Here is a 20534-nt window from a genome sequence, read left to right on the forward strand (position 1 = left end):
TAATATGTCAAACCAGGTGCAGGCGAATAGTGCAGTTTTACTGCACTTCACTTTAAAACTGCAAGATGGCTCTATTGTCGATTCCACTCACACTCAGGGCAAACCTGCATTATTTCGTTTAGGTGATGGAACCCTTTCTTCACCTTTGGAACAGCAGCTTACTGGGCTAAAAGACGGAGATAAACATACCTTTACTCTGGCTGGTGAGAATGTATTTGGTAAACCAAATCCTGATCTGATCCAATATTTTACTCCGCGTGATTTTGCTGAAACGGGTATTCCTGAAATTGGCACTATAATGTTATTTACGGCAATGAATGGCAGTGAAATGCCGGGCATAGTCAAAGCCGTAACAGAAGAATCTGTGACTGTTGATTTCAATCACCCGTTAGCTGAGCAGAACGTCACGTTTGAAATTGAAGTGTTGGAAATTGATCCACGATTGGAGGAAAACCATGCAGATATTGCTGGCTAACCCCCGCGGTTTTTGTGCCGGTGTTGACCGTGCTATCAGTATTGTAGAGCGCGCACTGGAATTATATGGTGCGCCGATCTACGTTCGTCATGAAGTTGTGCATAACCGTTATGTTGTAGATAACCTGCGCAAGCGGGGTGCTATCTTTATTGAAGAAATTTCAGAAGTACCGGATGATGCGATTCTGATTTTTTCGGCACATGGTGTTTCACAGGCTATTCGTGCTGAAGCGCGTTCTCGCAATTTGACAATGTTGTTCGATGCGACTTGTCCTCTAGTGACTAAAGTCCATATGGAGGTAGCAAGAGCCAGCCGCAAGGGCAAAGAAGCTATTCTGATTGGTCACGCTGGACATCCCGAAGTTGAAGGTACAATGGGTCAGTACAACAATGCGGAAGGTGGAATGTATCTGGTTGAATCTCCGGAAGATGTATGGAACTTGAAAGTCAAAGATGAAGACAACATATGTTTTATGACTCAAACCACATTATCTGTTGATGATACTTCAGAAGTGATTGATGCACTTAATGCACGATTCCCAAACATCGTTGGTCCCCGTAAAGATGATATCTGCTATGCGACGACTAACCGCCAGGAAGCGGTACGGGATCTGGCGTCTGACGCCGATGTTGTCTTGGTTGTGGGTTCGAAGAATTCATCTAACTCTAATCGCCTTGCTGAGTTAGCTCAGCGGGTTGGTAAACCTGCTTACCTGATAGATTCCGCTGAGGATATTAAAGAAGAGTGGATTACCGGCATCTCTTTGGTTGGCGTAACTGCGGGCGCTTCGGCACCGGATATTTTAGTTCAGCAAGTTATTGAACGCCTGAAATATCTTGGTGCTGATTCCGTCCAAGAATTACACGGTAGAGAAGAAAATATTGTATTTGAAGTGCCAAAAGAGTTACGTGTTGAAGTTAAAGAAATTAGCTAAATTATCAATATATACCCTATGGATTTCAAGATGGATCGCGACGGCAAGGGAGTGAATCCCCGGGAGCATAGATAACGATGTGACCGGGGTGAGCGAGTGCAGCCAACAAAGAGGCAACTTGAAAGATGACGGGTATAAATAAGGATAAAGTATTGCAAATATTCTTTATTTAAAACATTTTATTTAAAACATTCATCTGACTGATCATCGTGTTAAATCAGGAAAAGGACTAACTTCATAGTGAGGGCTTATGGCTGATACAGATATTCGTGTTGCTATTGTTGGCGCTGGTGGGCGTATGGGACGTCAGTTGATTCAGGCCATATATCAAATAGATGGTGTTGCTCTTGGTGCAGCTTTGGAACGCTCCGGTTCTTCTCTGATTGGCGCAGATGCCGGAGAGTTGGCGGGTATTGGTCATACCGGTGTGACTGTTTGTGATGACCTGAAAAGTATCGTTGATGATTTTGATATCCTTATCGATTTTACCCGCCCGGAAGGAACGTTGACTCATCTTGAAATTTGTCGCCAGAACGGTAAAGCGATAGTGATCGGTACAACTGGCTTTGATGAAGCTGGTAAACAGGCAATTAAAGAGGCTTCTGCTGATATCCCGATTGTATTTGCCGCGAATTTCAGTGTTGGTGTAAATCTGGTGCTTAAATTATTGGAAAAAGCAGCGAAAGTGATGGGCGAGTATAGTGATATCGAAATTATTGAAGCACATCACCGCCATAAAGTGGATGCACCATCAGGAACAGCTTTAGCAATGGGGGAGTCCATTGCTCATGCTTTGGGGCGGGATCTTAAAGCGTGTGCTGTCTATGCCCGTGAAGGTTATACCGGTGAACGTGATCCGAAAAGTATTGGTTTTGCGACTATCCGTGCCGGGGATATCGTGGGTGAGCATACCGCTATGTTTGCAGATATTGGGGAGAGAGTAGAGATAACTCATAAGGCTTCCAGTCGGATGACGTTTGCAAATGGCGCGGTAAAGGCTGCTCTATGGCTAAGTGGTAAAAATAGTGGCCTTTTTGATATGAAAGATGTACTAAATCTCGATTTACTTTAAAAAGCTATTTTTGTAACTTATTGATATCGCATAATTAAATATTTTATTGTGCGATTTTTAATTTCTTTGTTTAATCCTATTGTTTTTTGGTTTATTTCTTCTATTTTTGTCTTATTTATAACCTTAACTTTCTGCTTTCTTCTCCTTTTTGTGATTATTTTCAACTTTTCATCTGAAAATCAAATCTTCTATGCTAATTACCATTTTATAAATTAACTTTATTGCTATTTTCAGTCTTATTTCATTGGTCTGTCTGGCGAAGTGTGCAAAAAAATAAGAAAAGTAACATTTTTTGTAGACAACTCTCCCTCTCATCATTAGAATGCGCGCAATTTGCCAAAATTTTGCCTAAAAAGCAGCTTTTGCATTGATTTTGAGGAATAAATCTGAATTAATATGCACTAATTGCGAGTAATTATTCTTTGGAGGGTGTTTTGATTAAGTCAGCTATATTGGTTCTGGAAGATGGAACCCAATTCCACGGTCGTGCCATAGGTGCGGAAGGGGCGGCAGTTGGGGAAGTGGTTTTCAATACCTCGATGACCGGATATCAAGAAATTCTCACAGACCCTTCCTATTCCCGCCAAATTGTCACTCTTACTTATCCCCATATTGGTAATGTCGGTGTTAACTCAGTCGATAAAGAATCACTAAAAGTACAAGCCCAAGGGCTAGTGATTCGTGATCTACCACTGTTGACCAGTAACTTCCGCTGCGAAGAAACGCTTTCCGATTACCTTAAACGTCATAATATTGTTGCGATAGCAGATATCGATACCCGTAAACTGACGCGTTTGTTAAGAGAAAAGGGTTCACTGAATGGTTGTATTATAGCAGGTAAACAGATTGACGCTCAGGTTGCACTGGAAAAAGCACAAGCGTTTCCGGGGCTGGAGGGGATGGATTTAGCAAAAGAGGTGACAACTAAACAGATTTATCCGTGGTTACAGGGGAGCTGGAAGCTGGCGGGGGGATTACCGGAAGATAAGCAAGAACAGGATCTGCCTTATCATGTTGTTGCTTATGACTTTGGTGCAAAACGTAATATCTTGCGAATGCTGGTGGATCGTGGCTGCCGCCTGACAGTTGTTCCTGCCCAGACATCGGCGGAAGATGTACTGAAACTGAATCCGGATGGTATTTTCTTGTCCAATGGGCCAGGAGATCCGGCGCCTTGTGGTTATGCAATCGACGCAATCAAAACCCTGCTTGAGACAGAAATTCCGATTTTTGGTATCTGTCTTGGACACCAATTGTTGGCGTTAGCCAGTGGCGCTGAAACGATGAAAATGAAATTCGGCCATCATGGTGGTAACCATCCGGTGAAAGATCTTGAATGTAATGTTGTAATGATTACTGCACAAAACCACGGCTTTGCCGTGGATGAAAAATCACTGCCGTCAAATTTGCGCGTTACTCATAAATCTCTGTTTGATGGCACGTTGCAAGGGATTCATCATACCGATAAACCTGCATTTAGCTTCCAGGGGCACCCAGAAGCTAGCCCCGGTCCACATGAGACTGCATCGTTATTTGATCACTTTATTGAACTCATTGAGCAGTATTGTCAGAAAAATAATCGTCATAACACCAAGTAATCAGGAGAAAATAAAATGGCAAAACGTACTGATATTAAAAGTATCCTGATCCTGGGAGCGGGTCCAATTGTTATTGGTCAGGCTTGTGAATTCGACTACTCAGGAGCACAAGCTTGTAAAGCGTTACGGGAAGAAGGTTATCGTGTCGTTCTGGTGAACTCGAACCCTGCTACTATTATGACTGATCCAGAAATGGCCGATGCCACTTACATTGAGCCGATCCACTGGGAAGTGGTACGTAAAATCATTGAAAAAGAGCGTCCCGATGCGATTCTGCCAACAATGGGCGGACAAACTGCACTCAACTGTGCGCTAGAACTAGAGCGTCAGGGAGTACTGGAAGAGTTTGGCGTTACCATGATTGGCGCTACCGCAGATGCGATTGACAAAGCGGAAGATCGCCGCCGTTTCGATATAGCAATGAAAAAGATTGGCTTGGAAACTCCGCGTTCTGGTATCGCTCATTCAATGGAAGAAGCGCTGGCAGTTGCTGATCAAGTCGGTTTTCCTTGTATTATCCGTCCTTCCTTTACTATGGGCGGAAGCGGTGGTGGTATTGCCTATAACCGTGAAGAATTCGAGGAAATTTGTGAGCGTGGCCTGGATCTTTCACCAACCAACGAACTCTTGATTGATGAATCTCTGATTGGTTGGAAAGAGTATGAAATGGAAGTTGTGCGGGATAAAAACGATAACTGCATTATCGTCTGCTCTATTGAAAACTTTGATGCAATGGGGATTCACACTGGTGATTCCATCACGGTCGCCCCGGCGCAAACGCTGACGGATAAAGAGTATCAAATCATGCGTAACGCTTCGATGGCGGTATTGCGTGAAATCGGTGTAGAAACTGGGGGATCTAACGTACAGTTTGCGGTGAACCCAAAAAATGGCCGTTTAGTTATCATCGAAATGAATCCACGCGTTTCTCGCTCTTCTGCGCTGGCTTCGAAAGCGACAGGTTTCCCGATCGCTAAAATTGCCGCTAAATTGGCTGTGGGCTATACCCTTGATGAATTGATGAATGATATCACTGGTGGTCGCACGCCAGCTTCCTTTGAACCTTCTATCGACTACGTAGTGACTAAAGTTCCTCGCTTTAATTTCGAGAAATTTGCTGGAGCCAATGATCGTCTGACAACCCAGATGAAATCTGTTGGTGAGGTGATGGCGATTGGTCGCACTCAGCAAGAATCTCTGCAAAAAGCATTGCGTGGTTTGGAAGTGGGGGCAACCGGTTTTGACCCGAAAGTCAGTTTAGATGATCCAGAAGCATTGACTAAAATTCGTCGCGAATTAAAAGATGCAGGTGCTGAGCGTATCTGGTATATCGCGGATGCTTTCCGTGCGGGTATGTCTGTTGATGGTGTTTTTAACCTGACTGATATTGATCGCTGGTTCTTAGTGCAAATTGAAGAACTCGTGCGATTGGAAGAGCAAGTAGCAGAGCAGGGCATTAACAGCTTGACGGCCGACTTCCTGCGCCATCTGAAGCGTAAAGGTTTTGCTGATGCACGTTTGGCGAAACTGGTCGGTGTGGCCGAAAAAGAGATCCGCAAACTGCGCCACAAATATAATCTGTATCCGGTTTACAAGCGAGTTGATACCTGTGCGGCAGAATTTGCCACTGATACTGCATACATGTATTCCACTTATGAAGATGAGTGTGAGGCTAATCCGAATAGTGACAAGCCAAAAATCATGGTATTGGGTGGTGGCCCTAATCGTATTGGGCAGGGGATTGAATTCGACTATTGTTGTGTTCATGCGGCCTTGGCACTGCGTGAAGATGGGTATGAAACCATTATGGTGAACTGTAACCCGGAAACCGTTTCAACAGATTACGATACTTCGGACCGTCTCTATTTCGAACCGGTGACTTTGGAAGATGTTCTTGAGATTGTGCGTGTTGAGCAGCCAAAAGGGGTGATTGTTCAATATGGTGGGCAGACTCCGCTGAAATTAGCTCGTGAACTGGAAATTGCCGGTGTTCCCATTATTGGTACCAGCCCGGATGCGATTGATCGTGCGGAAGACCGTGAACGTTTCAAACAGGCGGTAAATCGCCTCGGCCTGAAACAACCCGAAAATGCCACAGTGACCACGATAGAACGGGCAGTTGAGAAGGCAAATATTCTGGGTTATCCGTTGGTGGTTCGTCCATCCTATGTTTTGGGTGGCCGTGCGATGGAAATCGTATATGACGAAGTTGACCTACGTCGTTACTTCCAGACGGCGGTCAATGTCTCTAATGATGCCCCAGTATTGCTTGATTGTTTCCTTGATGATGCAGTAGAAGTGGATGTTGACGCTATCTGTGATGGTGAGCGTGTATTAATCGGCGGCATTATGGAACATATTGAACAGGCCGGTGTGCATTCCGGCGACTCAGCTTGTTCACTGCCTGCTTACACCCTAAGTCAGGAAATCCAGGATGTCATGCGTCAGCAGGTAGAAGAACTGGCGTTTGAATTGGGTGTACGTGGCTTGATGAATGTCCAGTTTGCTGTCAAGAATGACGAAGTTTATCTGATTGAAGTCAATCCGCGTGCGGCTCGTACTGTGCCATTTGTTTCTAAAGCGACCGGTTTACCACTGGCGAAAGTTGCGGCTCGTGTGATGGTTGGTCAATCTCTGGTTGAGCAAGATGCAACTCAGGAGATCATTCCACCATACTATTCAGTGAAAGAAGTTGTATTGCCTTTCAACAAATTCCCTGGTGTGGATCCGATTCTTGGGCCTGAAATGCGGTCAACTGGAGAAGTGATGGGGGTTGGGCGTACATTTGCTGAAGCTTTCTCAAAGGCACTATTGGGATGTAACGCCAGAATGCCGCAAAATGGTAGAGCACTTTTGTCCGTGCGTGAAGGTGATAAAGGCCGGGTTGTGGATTTGGCCGCTAAGTTGCTGAAACAGGGCTTTGAACTGGATGCGACTCACGGTACTGCGGTTGTGCTAGGTGAAGCGGGGATTAACCCTCGTCTGGTGAATAAAGTTCACGAAGGGCGTCCGCATATTCAGGATAGAACCAAAAATGGTGAATATAGCTATATTGTAAACACGACTGCGGGTCGTCAGGCGATTGAGGATTCCAAACTTATTCGCCGTAGTGCACTGCAATATAAAGTGCATTATGACACCACATTAAATGGTGGATTTGCTACAACAATGGCACTGAGTGCCGATCCAACTGAGCAGGTGATTTCTGTACAGGAAATGCATGCGATGATTAATAGCTAGTCTCTGACCAGACCCCAGCAGTGGCTGGGGTTATGATTTATTTATCCCAGTGCCACTTTGACACCTAAACCAATCAAAACAATGCCAAGTAGTTTATCGATGATCTTCTGAGCCTTAGCTAATCTGCGGCGTACCGGTGTGCTTTGGATCAATATGACTAACAGTGGCCAATAGATGACCGACAATCCCCAGATAATAGAGGCATACCACAATTTTTCGTTAACACCAGAATTGATATTTAGCAACTGAGTAAATATTGCCAGGAAGAATAACGTTGCTTTGGGATTGAGCAAATTACATAAAAACCCCTGCATAAACGCTTTTTTGAAAGTGATAATCTGTCGTGGCTGATTGTCTAGGAGAATGCTATTGCCTCCGCGAGAAAGCAAGCTATTGATCCCGATCCAAATAAGATAAGCCGCTCCGGCATATTTCATCAGATTAAATAGCCACGGCGTTGTGGTGATAACAATAGCCAACCCGGCGACACAGTAAGCCATATGACAAGTGATAGCGGCGATTAAGCCCGCAACTGTTATCATGGCGGCAGAACGTTGATAACGTATGGCATTTTTGACTACCAGAAAGAAATCGGGGCCGGGAGAGAGCATACCCAACGTTGAGATAATGATGACGACTAGTGATGTTTCCAGCATAATGTACCCTATGGTTAATATTAGCTTTGTTATTATTTTGATCAATAAATGTCTTAAGTAATAAACCAAGTATAAATTAATCTTTTGTACTTAAGAAAGCGTTGAGCCTATCGACTGGGTACATCCCTTTCCGTATAGTGTCATCAATTTTTATACTATTTGCCTATTAAGGTGGCTTAATGAATATCAGCTTGATCGCTGCTTTAGCTATGGATCGGGTTATCGGCATGGAGAATAAAATGCCGTGGAATCTACCGGGGGATCTAGCCTGGTTTAAACGTAATACATTGAATAAACCCGTTATTATGGGGAGGGTGACTTATGAATCCATAGGTCGCCCGTTACCCGGCCGACTCAATATTGTATTGAGTAGTCAGCTGGGTAATGACGAGCGTGTAACTTGGGTCAGTTCAGTTGATGAAGCACTGGCTGTAGCAGGTGATGCAGAAGAGGTTATGGTCATGGGTGGTGGTAAAGTTTATGGCCAATTTATTTCACGAGCGAGTCGTATGTACCTGACTCACATCGATGCAGAAGTGATAGGTGATACACATTTTCCTGACTATGAACCGGATGAATGGGATTCTGTATTTACTGAGTACCATGATGCCGATGAATTAAATTCTCACAGCTACTGTTTTGAGATTTTGCAACGTCGTCTCTAATTGATAGAACACGCCGATGAGCTTTTTTCACGGCGTGTCTGGCTTAATGCTGTTTTACTGCCGGTAACGATGATTGTGTAAAATATTGCTTATCTTCCCAACGCAACATCGTCAGTTGTCCTCCCCAACAACAGCCTGTATCTAATGCATAAAACCTTTCGGGTGTTCCCTGGCCTTCCAATGATGCCCAGTGACCAAAAACGATGGCATACTCTGATGGGATCTGACGTTCCAGTTCAAACCAAGGTCTTAGCGGCGCAGGCGCGTTTTCGGGCTTATCTTTGCACAACATGTCTAACTGACCATTTGGAAAACAGTAACGCATACGTGTCAATGCATTAGTACTGAAACGTAAACGTGCCAGCCCAGAGAGTTCTGGTGACCAGTTGTTTGGCATATCCCCATACATGGAATTGAGAAACAGAGGGTAACAGCTACTGTTGAGCATGGTTTCAACTTCGCTGGCACACATTTTGGCTGTTTCCAAATCCCATTGAGGCGTAATACCGGCATGTGTCATGAGCAGTTTTAGATCATCATCGAACTGTAGTAATGGTTGTTTACGTAGCCAATTAATTAATTCATCGGCATCTGGTGCAGATAGTAACGTATCAATTTTATCTTTAGGTTTATTACGGCTGATCCCGGCATAAACGCCCAATAAATGGAGATCGTGATTACCTAATACCATTCTTACGGCTGAACCTAACTGTTTAACATATCGGAGAACTTTAAGAGAGTTTGGGCCTCGGGCAACTAAATCCCCTGTTAACCACAATGTATCCTTTTTAGGATCAAAATTAGCATTCGTTAATAAAGCACGTAATTCACGGTAGCAGCCATGAATATCACCAATGAGATATGTAGACATAATCAATTAATTAGCGTTGGGATAGCCAGACGGAAAACCGGAATGGCAACGCGAAATGGTTCGCCATTGTGGTCAACCATTTCATAATGGCCTTCCATAGTACCCAAGGGTGTTTCCAATATCGCGCCGCTGGTGTAACGGTATTCGGTACCTGGCTGGATTATGGGTTGCTCACCAACAACACCTTCCCCTTGAACTTCCGTTTGATGGCTATCGCTATTGGTAATCAGCCAGTAACGATTAATTAACTGAACCAGTTCACGCCCAAGATTTCGAATAGTAATTGTATAGGCAAAAACGAAACGCTGTTGATCGGGACACGATTGGCTTTCTACATAAACACTTTGTACCTGAATAGAAACCCTGGGCGTATTAATCATAATTGACTCCTGTTATGACTGCATTTCAGGTTGTTCTGATAGCCAGTTTGCCATTTTACAGTACTGCTCAACAGAAATATTCTCTGCACGAGTGCTTGGATCGATACCAAGTTCTGTTAGCTGCTCTACAGTAAAAAGATCACCGAGGCTGTTACGGATAGTTTTACGCCGTTGGTTGAAAGCTTGAGTCGTGATCCGGCTCAGCATACGAATATTTTTGACGGGGTGAGGTATGCTTTTGTGCGGTATCAGACGTACAACGGCTGAATCGATTTTAGGTGCGGGAGTAAACGCGGTTGGCGGTACTTCCAGCACAGGGATAACCTGACAATAATATTGGGCCATGACACTCAAACGCCCGAAAGCTTTACTTCCGGGGCCAGATACCAGACGGTTTACCACCTCTTTTTGTAACATAAAATGCATATCATCAATAGCATCAGTATAGCTGAAAAGGTGGAACATTAACGGCGTGGAAATATTATAAGGTAAATTACCAAAGACGCGTAGCGGCTTCCCTCTTTGCTGAGACAATTCGCCAAAATTAACCGTCATGGCGTCTTGCTGGATGATGGTCAGTTTATCTTTTAATTGTGGATGAACTTGTAGACGTGCGGCTAAATCGCGGTCGAGTTCAACCACGGTCATTTTATCCATACGTTCGCCGACCGGTTCTGTCAATGCACCAAGACCGGGGCCAATTTCTAACACTGCTTGGCCGGGTTGTGGATTGATAGCGGCAACAATACTATCAATGACAAATTGATCGGTTAAGAAGTTCTGCCCGAAACGTTTACGGGCAAAGTGCCCTTGGTGGACTCTGTTATTCATTACTGTTTTGTATCATTTTAATTGCTAAATTTAATGCGGTGATAAAGCTTCCCACATCAGCTTGACCTGTCCCGGCCAGTTCCAGTGCTGTGCCATGATCGACCGAAGTCCGGATGAACGGCAGGCCCAATGTAATATTCACTGCTCTGCCAAAACCTTGGTATTTTAACACGGGTAATCCCTGGTCGTGATACATCGAGAGTACGGCGTCTGCATGTTGAAGATATTTAGGTTGAAACAAAGTATCTGCCGGTAAAGGGCCTTCCAGCACGATGCCTTCTGCTCTCAGACTGGCTAACGCAGGAATAATAACATCAATCTCTTCCCGTCCCATATGGCCGCCTTCTCCCGCATGAGGATTCAGACCGCAAACATAAATACAGGGTTTTGCCAGGCCAAACTTTGTTTTTAAGTCATGGTTAAGAATAGTAATCACTTCTCGCAGACTATCGAAAGTGATGGACTTTGGTACATCAACAATGGGTAGATGCGTGGTTGCTAGGGCAACCCGAAGTTCTTCTGTCGCAAGCATCATGACGACTCGTTGGCATCCGCTGCGGTCGGCAAAGAATTCAGTATGGCCGATAAAAGGCACGCCGGCATCATTGATATTCCCTTTATGAACTGGCCCTGTGACTAATGCTGAAAATTCCCCGTTTAAACAACCGTCACAAGCTTGTGCCAGTGTTTCGGTGACATATCTACCGTTTTCTTGATTCAATTCGCCAGCGATTGCGGGTACATGAAGAGGAACTGGCAGTATTGTCAACGTCCCGGCAGCCTGTGGTTCGGGGGTTTTGTCAGCAGAATATTCTTGTAGTTGCAAAGGTAAATTAAGTTGTCTGGCTCTGTCGAGAAGCAGGTTGGGGTCTGCGCAAGCGACCAATTGCATTGGCCAACTTTGTTGAGCAAGAGCCACTGTTAAATCAGGCCCAATCCCGGCAGGCTCGCCGGGGGTAATAACAATCGGTTTATTGTTGTGCATCGCTGCCATCTAAAATTTTCACATAAGCTGAGGCGCGTTGTTCCTGCATCCAGCTTTGTGCTTCTTCGGTGAATTTACGGTTGAACAACATACGGTAAGCACGATCTTTCTGAGCGACATCTGTTTTATCAACTTTGTGAGTGTCCAGCAGTTGGATCAGATGCCAACCAAAAGATGAGTGAACTGGCTGGCTGATTTCACCTTTGTTCAGTCGCATTAATGCGTCACGGAAAGCAGGATCGTAGATATCAGGGGTAGTCCAGCCGAGATCACCACCACGCAGGGCGGAGCCTGGATCATCTGAAAACTCTTTGGCGGCATCGGCAAAATCAGTTTTTCCACTGCGAATATCACTGGCGATTTGCTGCAACTTGGTACGCGCTTGATCATCGGTCATGACAGGAGAAGTTCTTAATAGAATATGGCGGGCATGAACTTCAGTGACGGCGATGGTTGGATTACCGCCACGGATGTCATTAACTTTGAGAATATGGAAGCCAACACCGGAACGAATTGGGCCAACAACGGCACCTTTCTGAGCTAATTGCAGTTGTTCAGCAAACAGAGTTGGTAACTCCTGAAGCCTACTCCAACCCATATTACCGCCTTTCAGCGCTTGTGGATCGGCAGAATAGGCGATAGCCAATTTACCGAAATCAACACCATGTTTAAGTTCAGACATAATTTTCTGCACTACCGTCATGGCTTTTTCCATTTGTGCCTGATCAGGATTTTCTGGCAATGGGATCAGAATGTGACTGATATTCAGTTCAGTATCGTTAGTATTCTGGCTGCTAATTTGTTTAACTAAGGCATCGATCTCTTGAGGCAAAATGGTGACACGACGGCGGACTTCATTATTGCGCACTTCTGCTATCAGCATCTCTTTACGGATCTGATCACGGTAAGTATCGAAACTCATTCCGTCAGCAGCAATGCGATGTTTCATTTGATCCACTGTGATGTGGTTCTGGGCTGCAATATTGGCAATTGTAGAATCCAATGCTTGATCAGGAATGGTGATCCCCATCTGTTTTGCCATTTGTAGCAGGATATTATCTATAATCAGACGCTCAAGGATCTGATGACGTAGCGTTTGTTCATCTGGTATTTGCTGGCCAGCATGTTGCGCATCCAGTTTGACAGATTGTAAGCGGTTATTGATGTCGCTCTCCAGTACCACCCCGTTATTAACGACCGCAGCAATTTTATCCATTTGCTGAGGCGCAGCTAAGGCAGTACTCACTGAAAACATCAATCCGAAAATGAGAGTTCTCCAGTTCTTCATACTTTTCCCATCATATGTAGGTTCCGCAATAGCGGATTTATCATGTTTAATATCAAAATGAAATCCATAGGGTATAGCATCAGAATGCACGTTGGTATGGCATGATGCCAGACTGCAACATTTTTTTGCTACCCAAACTATGATTGTTACTTAAGCCACGAAGTTCAAAGTTAAATGACCATTTGTTGTCATATTCGCTATTGTTGTCTTTCCAACCAACGATCTTACGTTCATAGCCAACGTTAATTGCCCAGCAACAAGTGTTGTACTGCAAACCCACTAACTGACTTGCTGGTTGCTGTTCTTTAGTATCGTAATAGTAAGCACCTACTAAACCCCAGCGATCACTTAACGGCCAACTTGCAACCAGACCAACTTGAGAAATCCCTTGCTGGAAAGCCGGAGCACTCTTAGCTGTAGCTTGGATATAATCTCTGTCAACAAAACGATAGTTCAACTGTACAAGTCGGTCTTCATCACGGCGATATTCTAGTACTGCATTTCCCATCGTTACGCTACTCAGGCGAGTATCGTACTGCATACCCCCTTTCAAGCCCCAGGAATCATTAATTTTCCAGTAAGTATCACCTGCCCAGGTCATCATGCCGGTACTATCTTTACTGTTGATGATGGTTTCTTTACCGGTGCGTGGACGTTCAAAGTAATAGATTTGACCTAATGACAGGTTAAAACGTTCAACCAAACCTTCATCATAAATACGGGTAGTGAGACCGGTAGTCACTTGATTGGCCGATGAAATACGGTCCAGGCCACCATAAAAGCGGTCACGGAACAGGCCGCTGTAGTCAGTTTGCAGTAAAGATGAGTCGAAGTTATTGATATTATCTTGGTCTTTGTATGGCACATACAGATACTGAACCTGCGGTTCTAGCGTTTGGGTGTAATTGTTGTTCAGATACGTTGAACGCTCAAATACCATTTTGGCTTCGCTTTTGAACTGTGGCAGAACCCGGTTAACAGATTCTTTATATTCAGCATTCTCGGTAGCTTTGGGAATATCCTGCTGATAGTGAGTCGCCATCAGCTTAACTTCATTATTCATACTGGCCCAGCCATTGGAGAGTGGCAGGTTAATGGAGGGTTCCAGATGCCAGCGGGTTGCTTCCGGGTTATTTTTACCTACACTGGTAAATTTCGCCGCCTGACCATAAACTTTAAGGTCAAATGGCCCCAGATCGTTTTTGTAATAATTCAAATCTAACTGAGGTTCTGCTCTGTAAGCTTTTCTACTGGTATCTTTAGAAAAAATTTGGAACTGTTTAGTTGATAGCGTGGCATTCCAGTTTTGTTGAGCATAGCCCAGACTGAATTTTTGTGTGGCATAGCCATCGGTGGTGGAACCATATTGAGAGCTGAAATCAGAAAAATATTCGGGATCACTGACTTTGGTATAGTCGATATTAAAACGCCATACCCTATCCATCACACCACTGTGTCTCCAATAAAATAACCAGCGATTATCACTTTCTCTGGCGGTACGTGTGTTTGCCTTTTTGTCTTTGACATACTGTTCGTCGTTATTCAGCCAGTCGAGAGCAAGGGTTCCTGTGCCTGCTTTGGTCAAGTAACGGAATTCATTATCCAGTTTTAAACCACGTTTACTGATATAGTGCGGTGTAATCGTGGCATCATAATTTGGTGCAATATTCCAATAATAAGGCAGCAGAAATTCAAAGCCGTCATTTTTGGAATAGCTGGCGTTAGGAATAAGAAAACCGGAACGGCGTTTATTACCGATCGGTAATTGAAGATACGGACTGTAAAATACGGGAACGTTAGCCACTCTGAAACGGGCATTCCATATTTCTGCCACTTCTTCTTCGCGATCAAGAATGACTTCGGAGCCGACAACGCTCCAGCTATTATTACCCGGCAGGCAGGAAGTAAAAGTACCGTTATCCAGAATGGCATAACGGTTTTCACCACGCAGTTTCATTTTGTCTGCGGTGCCGCGTCCTTGACGCCCGACCATCTGATAATCACCTTGATACATATCGGTATCTTTATTATTTAAATTAGACCAAGCGCGTGGACCTTTCAGAATAATCAGGGGATCATCATAATGGACATTGCCCGTTGCAGTTACGGTTCTTAACGGAACTTTATCTTCTGTTTGATCAAGTTGTACCTGATCGGCGGTCAGGGTTTTATTACCCTGTTTAATATTAACATTACCGATAAATTTAGCAGAACGTGGATAACCTGCGCGTGAATCATCTGCCAGAATATTGATAGGAAGTTGATTTAAATCGCCATTAATGATTGGCTGATCATAAACAGGTATCCCCAGCATACACTGCGCTGCGAGATCAGCATGTGCATGCTGACCATAAAGTGCGGCCCATACCGTTGTGGCCAGCAAAGTTGGATAACATTTCTTCATAGATATTTATGCGGTTCCGTCATCAGTGGCATTATGCCGGGCAAACCTCAAGAGACTAGCGTACTCGATGAATATACGCCAGTGTAAAGTCATACCTTTACTTATACCCGTCATCTTTCAAGTTGCCTCTTTGTTGGCTGCACTCACTCACCCCGGTCACATAGTTACCTATGCTCCCGGGGATTCGCTCCTTTGCCGTCGCGATGCATCTTGAAATCCATAGGGTATATCTTGCCGTTAGGCACAGAGCTGAATGAATAGTATGATAATGCAAAACTACACTCAGAGCATTGGTGAATTGAGGAGTATATGCATTATTGGGGAAAATTGCTTGGGCTGATCTTTGGTGTTGTGTCTGGAGCAGGCTTCTGGGGTATTGTCATTGGCCTATTTATTGGCCATATGCTTGATAGGGCCAGTGTACGGAGAAACCAAGGTTTTTTTGCAAATAATCAGTCTCGCCAACTGCTATTTTTCAGCAGTACTTTTCAGGTGATGGGCCATATTACTAAATCAAAAGGGCGGGTGACTGAAACAGATATCCGGCTTGCGAGCCAGTTAATGGAACGAATGCAACTTCACGGGCAAGCTAGGATTGCAGCACAGCAGGCTTTTCGTGAAGGTAAAGAGCCTAATTTTCCTTTGCGTGAGACACTAAGACAATTGCGTCGTGCCTGTTTTGGCCGGTCTGACTTAATTCGCATGTTTTTGGAGATCCAGTTACAGGCGGCATTTTCTGATGGTCAATTGCATCCGAACGAGAGGACGGTGCTGTTTATTATTGCTGATGAACTTGGGATCTCTCGTAACCAATTCGAACAATTCCTTGCCATGATGGAAGGTGGCCGCAATTTCGGTGATGGAGGAGAGTGGCAGCAACGGCAGTATGGCGATTATCAGAAGGCTGCGCAGGGGCCAACACTCGCGGACGCCTGTAAGGTGTTGGGGGTGCGTGAAAAGGATGATGCGACGACAATTAAACGTGCCTATCGTAGATTGATGAGTGAACACCATCCGGATAAGCTGGTAGCAAAAGGTTTACCACCGGAAATGATGGAGATTGCTAAACAAAAGGCCCAGTCAATTCAGGCTGCCTATGATCTCATTAAAAAAGAGAAGGGTTTTAAATAACCCATTTTTTATTTTTAAAAACATGTCACTAAATGTATAGGGGAATAATATCCCCTACGGCTGTTGAGTTTATTTTTTATTCCTCTAAAATATTAGAATATTTTATGTTTTATTTTGTTTTAACTTAGAGAGGAATGCAAAAAATGGCAAATATCCGTGTTCTTTTGGCTTGCTGTGGCTTGGCCTTGTGTCTGATATTGGCTTCATTGGATTCGGTTACCGTATTTGTCTATTAATTAAAAATCGGCTTTACACTGAAAATGCATTGGCGTTCCATAGACCGGATGTGTGATATATAATTCTTGTGCATGTAATTGCAGGCGAGGTGCCATTGCTCTTGCCTGCTGATGAGCGTAAAACCGGTCTCCCAAAATAGGGTGTTCAAGTGCTAGCATATGCACCCTGAGCTGATGTGAACGACCCGTTATCGGTGAGAGTTTTATGCGAGTTGCCTCATCTTCGTAAGCGAGTACTTCGTATTCAGTCTGGGCTGATTTCCCGGTTTCAAAACACACTTTCTGCTTTGGCCGGTTCGGCCAGTCACAAATCAGCGGTAAATCGACAAGACCCGTTTCTGGTTCCAGACGTCCCCAAACCCGCGCAATATAGGTTTTTTCCGGTTCTCGTTCACGGAACTGACGTTTCAGTTCACGCTCTGCATCTTTGGTCAGTGCAACTACCATTACGCCGCTGGTTGCCATATCCAGCCGATGAACAGATTCTGCCGCTGGAAACTGTTGTTGTATCCGCGTCATAATGCTGTCTTTATGTTCTTCTGCCCGACCGGGAACAGAAAGTAGCCCACTGGGTTTATTGACCACAATGATATATTGATCCTGATAGAGCACATGTAACCAAGGATCGGTAGGAGGATTATAAGCTTCCATTAAGGCTCCGGTAGCTGAATATCAGGGGAGGCGCGGGAATAGGGTTCTTAGTAAAGGTTACCCTATCCCGGACCAGCCTCCAGGTATTGCTAATATTTACTGGTGTGTAACGACAACAAGGCGAATAGCATCCAGACGCCAACTTGCCTGATTTAAGTTAAGCAGTGACTGTTGGCGATTGGTTTCAATGGATTCCAATTCATCATCACGAATATTTGGATTGACCGCCTTCAATGCTTCCAAACGGGAAAGTTCAGCAGCAAGATTTTCATCTGCTTCCTGTTTTGCTTGTTCAATCAATGATTTTGCCTGAGTTTCTACTAAACCTTCGGCCTGTTGCAAAATAGCGTGAACTTCTTTTTGTACCGCATTGACCAGTTTACTTGCAGTATGACGATTCACTGCATTAAGCTGGCGGTTAAAGCTTTCAAACTCCACTTGACCCGCCAGATTATTGCCTTTTAGGTCCATCAGTATCCGCAATGGCGTTGGTGGAAGGAAGCGGGTCAATTGCAGGCGTTTAGGGGCTTGTGCTTCAACTACATAGATCAGCTCTACCAGCAGAGTTCCAACAGGTAATGCTTTATTTTTCAAAAGGGATACCGCACAGCTACCTGTATCACCGGAAAGGATCAGATCCAACCCATTACGGATAATTGGGTGCTCCCAACTGATAAACTGGGCATCTTCACGGGACAGTGACTGTTCACGATCAAAAGTGATAGTACAACCATCTTTTGGTAATCCAGGAAAATCTGGGACCAGCATATGATCGGATGGTGTCAGCACTATCATATTGTCATTGCGATCTTCCTGATTGATACCAACGATATCAAATAGATTGAGAGAGAAGTTCACCAAATCAGTATCATTGTCATACTCTGAAATTTTTTCTGCCAGCCGCAAACCATGCTCGCCGCCATTGGAGTTCATTTCCAGCAGCCGGTCACGGCCTTGCTCCAGTTGCTGTTTGAGTTGCTCATGTTGCTGACGGCACTGATCAATAAATTCACCAAATTTTTCCTGCTCCTGGTTATTGGGTTTGGCAAGATAGTTCAGCAGAGTTTCATAATAGTGATCGTAAATAGTACGACCCGTTGGGCAGGTATGCTCGAATGCATCCAAACCTTCGTGATACCAGCGAATCAGGACTGCTTGGGCGGTATTTTCCAGATAAGGCACACTAATTTGGATATCACGGCTTTGGCCGATACGATCCAGACGTCCGATACGCTGTTCCAGTAAATCCGGATTGAATGGTAAATCGAACATCACTAATTGGTTGGCGAACTGGAAGTTGCGGCCTTCTGAGCCAATTTCGGAGCATAGTAATACCTGAGCGCCTTCTTCTTCGGAAGCAAAATAGGCTGCGGCGCGATCACGTTCAATCAGTGATAGACCTTCATGGAAAACAGCACCACGAATCCCTTCTCGCTCACGTAGTACCTGTTCCAATTGCAGAGCAGTGGTTGCTTTCGCACAAATTACCAGCACTTTTTCATGGCGATTTGTCATCAAAAAACCGAGTAGCCATTCTACGCGGGGATCAAAGTTCCACCAGGTAGCGTTTTCGCCTTCAAACTCTTGATAAATTTGTTCTGGATAGAGCATATCCCATGCGCGTGCTTCCAGCGATTTTTTAGCGCCCATAATATCGGAGACTTTAATGGCGGTCTGATATTGGGATGGCAGAGGCAACTTTATCTGGTGCAATTCCCGATGGGGGAAGCCTTTCACACCATTACGGGTATTACGGAACAGAATACGACTGGTGCCGTGGCGATCCATTAGCATGGAAATCAGTTCACGTCGTGCAGTTTCACTTTCATCACTATTACTATTGGCGGCTTGCAACAGCGGCTCAATATCCTGCTCACTAATCAACTCACCCATTAGGTTTAATTGATTATTATTAAGTTGTTCACCTGATAACAGCAGTGTGACAGCATCGGCAACTGGACGATATTTTTGTTGTTCGTCAATAAAAGTTTGATAATCGTGGAAACGGTTTGGATCAAGTAGGCGTAGACGGGCAAAATGACTTTCCTGTCCTAGCTGCTCTGGTGTTGCAGTCAATAGCAGTACACTTGGGATCTGTTCAGCTAATTGTTCGACAACCTGATATTCACGGCTAGGTGTATCCTCGCTCCAGGCCAGATGGTGAGCTTCGTCCACCACCATCAAATCCCAGCTGGCTTCAAGCATATGCTCAAAACGCTGTTTATTACGGCGGGCAAAATCCAGTGAACAGAGTACTAATTGTTCTGTTTCAAATGGATTGTCACTGTCATGCCGTGCTTCGATATAGCGGCTATCGTCAAACAGGGCAAAGCGCAGATTGAAACGGCGCAGCATTTCTACCAGCCATTGATGTTGAAGGCTATCCGGCACAATCACCAGAACACGTTCAGCACGACCGGCCAGCAATTGCTGGTGGATGATCATCCCGGCTTCGATGGTTTTACCCAAACCGACTTCATCGGCCAATAGAACTCTTGGTGCGTAGCGCTTGCCGACTTCATTTGCGATGTGAAGTTGGTGAGGTATCAAGCTTGCGCGGATACCCCGCAAACCACTTTCAGCCAGTTTAAATTGTTCGCTTTGGTATTTACGGGCGCGAAAACGTAAGGCAAAGCGGTCCATACGGTCAATTTGACCAGCAAACAGGCGATCCTGTGGTTTGTTGAAGGTAAGTTTACTGTCAAGTAACACTTCGCGCAGACTGATATTTTCTTCCAGAGTATCAAGTCGTGTGCCTGTATAAATCAGCAGGCCATTTTCTTGTTGGATTTCATCTACTTTGAGTTGCCAGCCTTCATGGCTGGTGACAACATCCCCCGAGTTAAACATAACACGGGTAATAGGAGAATCATTGCGTGCATAGAGGCGGTTTTCACCGCTGGCAGGAAAGAGCAAAGTGACCATTCGTGCGTCCAGTGCAACAACGGTTCCTAATCCAAGTTCGCTTTCTGTATCGCTGATCCAGCGTTGACCGAGGGTAAATGGCATAAATTTTAACTCAGTTTCTGTTAGATAATGTTATTCATAGGTGGAGGACGACAGCTTTTTATTTGATCTAACGGAGATAATGGGTAGACAACAAGACACCCCGTCAAT

Annotated in this window: 17 protein-coding genes; 7 read left to right on the forward strand and 10 right to left on the reverse strand. The window is 44.7% G+C overall.

The window, feature by feature from the left end; all coding sequences use genetic code 11:
• The first annotated feature begins 4 nt into the window (after positions 1 to 4).
• The 5 genes from fkpB (at position 5) to carB (ending at position 7319) form a co-directional block, all read left to right on the forward strand.
• On the forward strand, positions 5 to 475 hold the full coding sequence (gene fkpB, locus AAC155_RS06820) for an FKBP-type peptidyl-prolyl cis-trans isomerase (protein ID WP_113041532.1): 471 nt from the start codon (positions 5 to 7) through the stop codon (positions 473 to 475).
• The gene (ispH, locus tag AAC155_RS06825) at positions 456 to 1409 is read left to right on the forward strand and encodes a 4-hydroxy-3-methylbut-2-enyl diphosphate reductase (RefSeq protein WP_113041533.1); all 954 of its coding nucleotides are present in this window, start codon (positions 456 to 458) and stop codon (positions 1407 to 1409) included. Before fkpB ends, ispH begins: the two co-directional genes overlap by 20 nt.
• 250 nt (positions 1410 to 1659) lie before the next feature.
• Positions 1660 to 2481, forward strand: coding sequence for a 4-hydroxy-tetrahydrodipicolinate reductase (gene dapB / locus AAC155_RS06830; protein ID WP_113041534.1), 822 nt, complete (start codon positions 1660 to 1662; stop codon positions 2479 to 2481).
• A 434-nt stretch (positions 2482 to 2915) separates the two neighbouring features.
• The gene (gene carA / locus AAC155_RS06835) at positions 2916 to 4079 is read left to right on the forward strand and encodes a glutamine-hydrolyzing carbamoyl-phosphate synthase small subunit (protein WP_112894956.1); all 1164 of its coding nucleotides are present in this window, start codon (positions 2916 to 2918) and stop codon (positions 4077 to 4079) included.
• A gap of 15 nt (positions 4080 to 4094) precedes the next feature.
• The gene (gene carB / locus AAC155_RS06840; RefSeq protein WP_112894955.1) at positions 4095 to 7319 is read left to right on the forward strand and encodes a carbamoyl-phosphate synthase large subunit; all 3225 of its coding nucleotides are present in this window, start codon (positions 4095 to 4097) and stop codon (positions 7317 to 7319) included.
• Between the two features lie 41 nt (positions 7320 to 7360).
• Here carB and AAC155_RS06845 read toward each other — a convergent pair whose 3' ends face one another.
• On the reverse strand, positions 7361 to 7975 hold the full coding sequence (locus tag AAC155_RS06845; protein ID WP_113041535.1) for a LysE family translocator: 615 nt from the start codon (positions 7973 to 7975) through the stop codon (positions 7361 to 7363).
• 179 nt (positions 7976 to 8154) lie between these two features.
• Here AAC155_RS06845 and folA point away from each other — a divergent pair, with 179 nt between their 5' ends.
• The gene (gene folA, locus AAC155_RS06850) at positions 8155 to 8640 is read left to right on the forward strand and encodes a type 3 dihydrofolate reductase (protein ID WP_113041536.1); all 486 of its coding nucleotides are present in this window, start codon (positions 8155 to 8157) and stop codon (positions 8638 to 8640) included.
• 43 nt (positions 8641 to 8683) lie between these two features.
• Here the strand turns inward: folA and apaH are convergent, their stop codons facing one another.
• The 7 genes from apaH to AAC155_RS06885 all read right to left on the reverse strand — a co-directional run bounded on the left by apaH (position 8684) and on the right by AAC155_RS06885 (position 15673).
• Positions 8684 to 9511, reverse strand: coding sequence for a bis(5'-nucleosyl)-tetraphosphatase (symmetrical) ApaH (apaH, locus tag AAC155_RS06855; protein WP_112876455.1), 828 nt, complete (start codon positions 9509 to 9511; stop codon positions 8684 to 8686).
• Between the two features lie 2 nt (positions 9512 to 9513).
• Positions 9514 to 9891, reverse strand: coding sequence for a Co2+/Mg2+ efflux protein ApaG (gene apaG, locus AAC155_RS06860; RefSeq protein ID WP_113041537.1), 378 nt, complete (start codon positions 9889 to 9891; stop codon positions 9514 to 9516).
• Positions 9892 to 9903: 12 nt separating this feature from the next.
• Positions 9904 to 10722, reverse strand: coding sequence for a 16S rRNA (adenine(1518)-N(6)/adenine(1519)-N(6))-dimethyltransferase RsmA (rsmA, locus tag AAC155_RS06865; protein WP_113041538.1), 819 nt, complete (start codon positions 10720 to 10722; stop codon positions 9904 to 9906).
• A complete protein-coding gene (gene pdxA / locus AAC155_RS06870; protein WP_191214786.1) occupies positions 10715 to 11707 on the reverse strand; it encodes a 4-hydroxythreonine-4-phosphate dehydrogenase PdxA in 993 nt (330 codons plus the stop codon). The genes rsmA and pdxA overlap by 8 nt, the downstream gene beginning before the upstream one ends.
• The gene (surA, locus tag AAC155_RS06875) at positions 11694 to 12995 is read right to left on the reverse strand and encodes a peptidylprolyl isomerase SurA (protein WP_113041588.1); all 1302 of its coding nucleotides are present in this window, start codon (positions 12993 to 12995) and stop codon (positions 11694 to 11696) included. Before surA ends, pdxA begins: the two co-directional genes overlap by 14 nt.
• A gap of 79 nt (positions 12996 to 13074) precedes the next feature.
• On the reverse strand, positions 13075 to 15399 hold the full coding sequence (gene lptD, locus AAC155_RS06880; RefSeq protein WP_113041540.1) for an LPS assembly protein LptD: 2325 nt from the start codon (positions 15397 to 15399) through the stop codon (positions 13075 to 13077).
• Positions 15400 to 15496: 97 nt separating this feature from the next.
• Positions 15497 to 15673: a hypothetical protein gene (locus AAC155_RS06885; protein WP_158536511.1), complete on the reverse strand. Its 177-nt coding sequence runs from the start codon at positions 15671 to 15673 to the stop codon at positions 15497 to 15499.
• 35 nt (positions 15674 to 15708) lie between these two features.
• On the opposite strand from AAC155_RS06885, the gene djlA reads away from it, so the two are divergent.
• Positions 15709 to 16530, forward strand: a complete 822-nt coding sequence (gene djlA, locus AAC155_RS06890; protein WP_113041541.1) for a co-chaperone DjlA — start codon at positions 15709 to 15711, stop codon at positions 16528 to 16530.
• A gap of 236 nt (positions 16531 to 16766) precedes the next feature.
• Here the strand turns inward: djlA and rluA are convergent, their stop codons facing one another.
• Positions 16767 to 17417, reverse strand: coding sequence for a bifunctional tRNA pseudouridine(32) synthase/23S rRNA pseudouridine(746) synthase RluA (gene rluA / locus AAC155_RS06895; protein WP_112876462.1), 651 nt, complete (start codon positions 17415 to 17417; stop codon positions 16767 to 16769).
• A 96-nt stretch (positions 17418 to 17513) separates the two neighbouring features.
• Positions 17514 to 20426: an RNA polymerase-associated protein RapA gene (gene rapA / locus AAC155_RS06900; RefSeq protein WP_113041542.1), complete on the reverse strand. Its 2913-nt coding sequence runs from the start codon at positions 20424 to 20426 to the stop codon at positions 17514 to 17516.
• Positions 20427 to 20534 lie beyond the last annotated feature (108 nt).

Origin of the sequence: Photorhabdus sp. HUG-39 (assembly GCF_963878365.1) — a bacterium.
GTDB lineage: Bacteria > Pseudomonadota > Gammaproteobacteria > Enterobacterales > Enterobacteriaceae > Photorhabdus > Photorhabdus kayaii.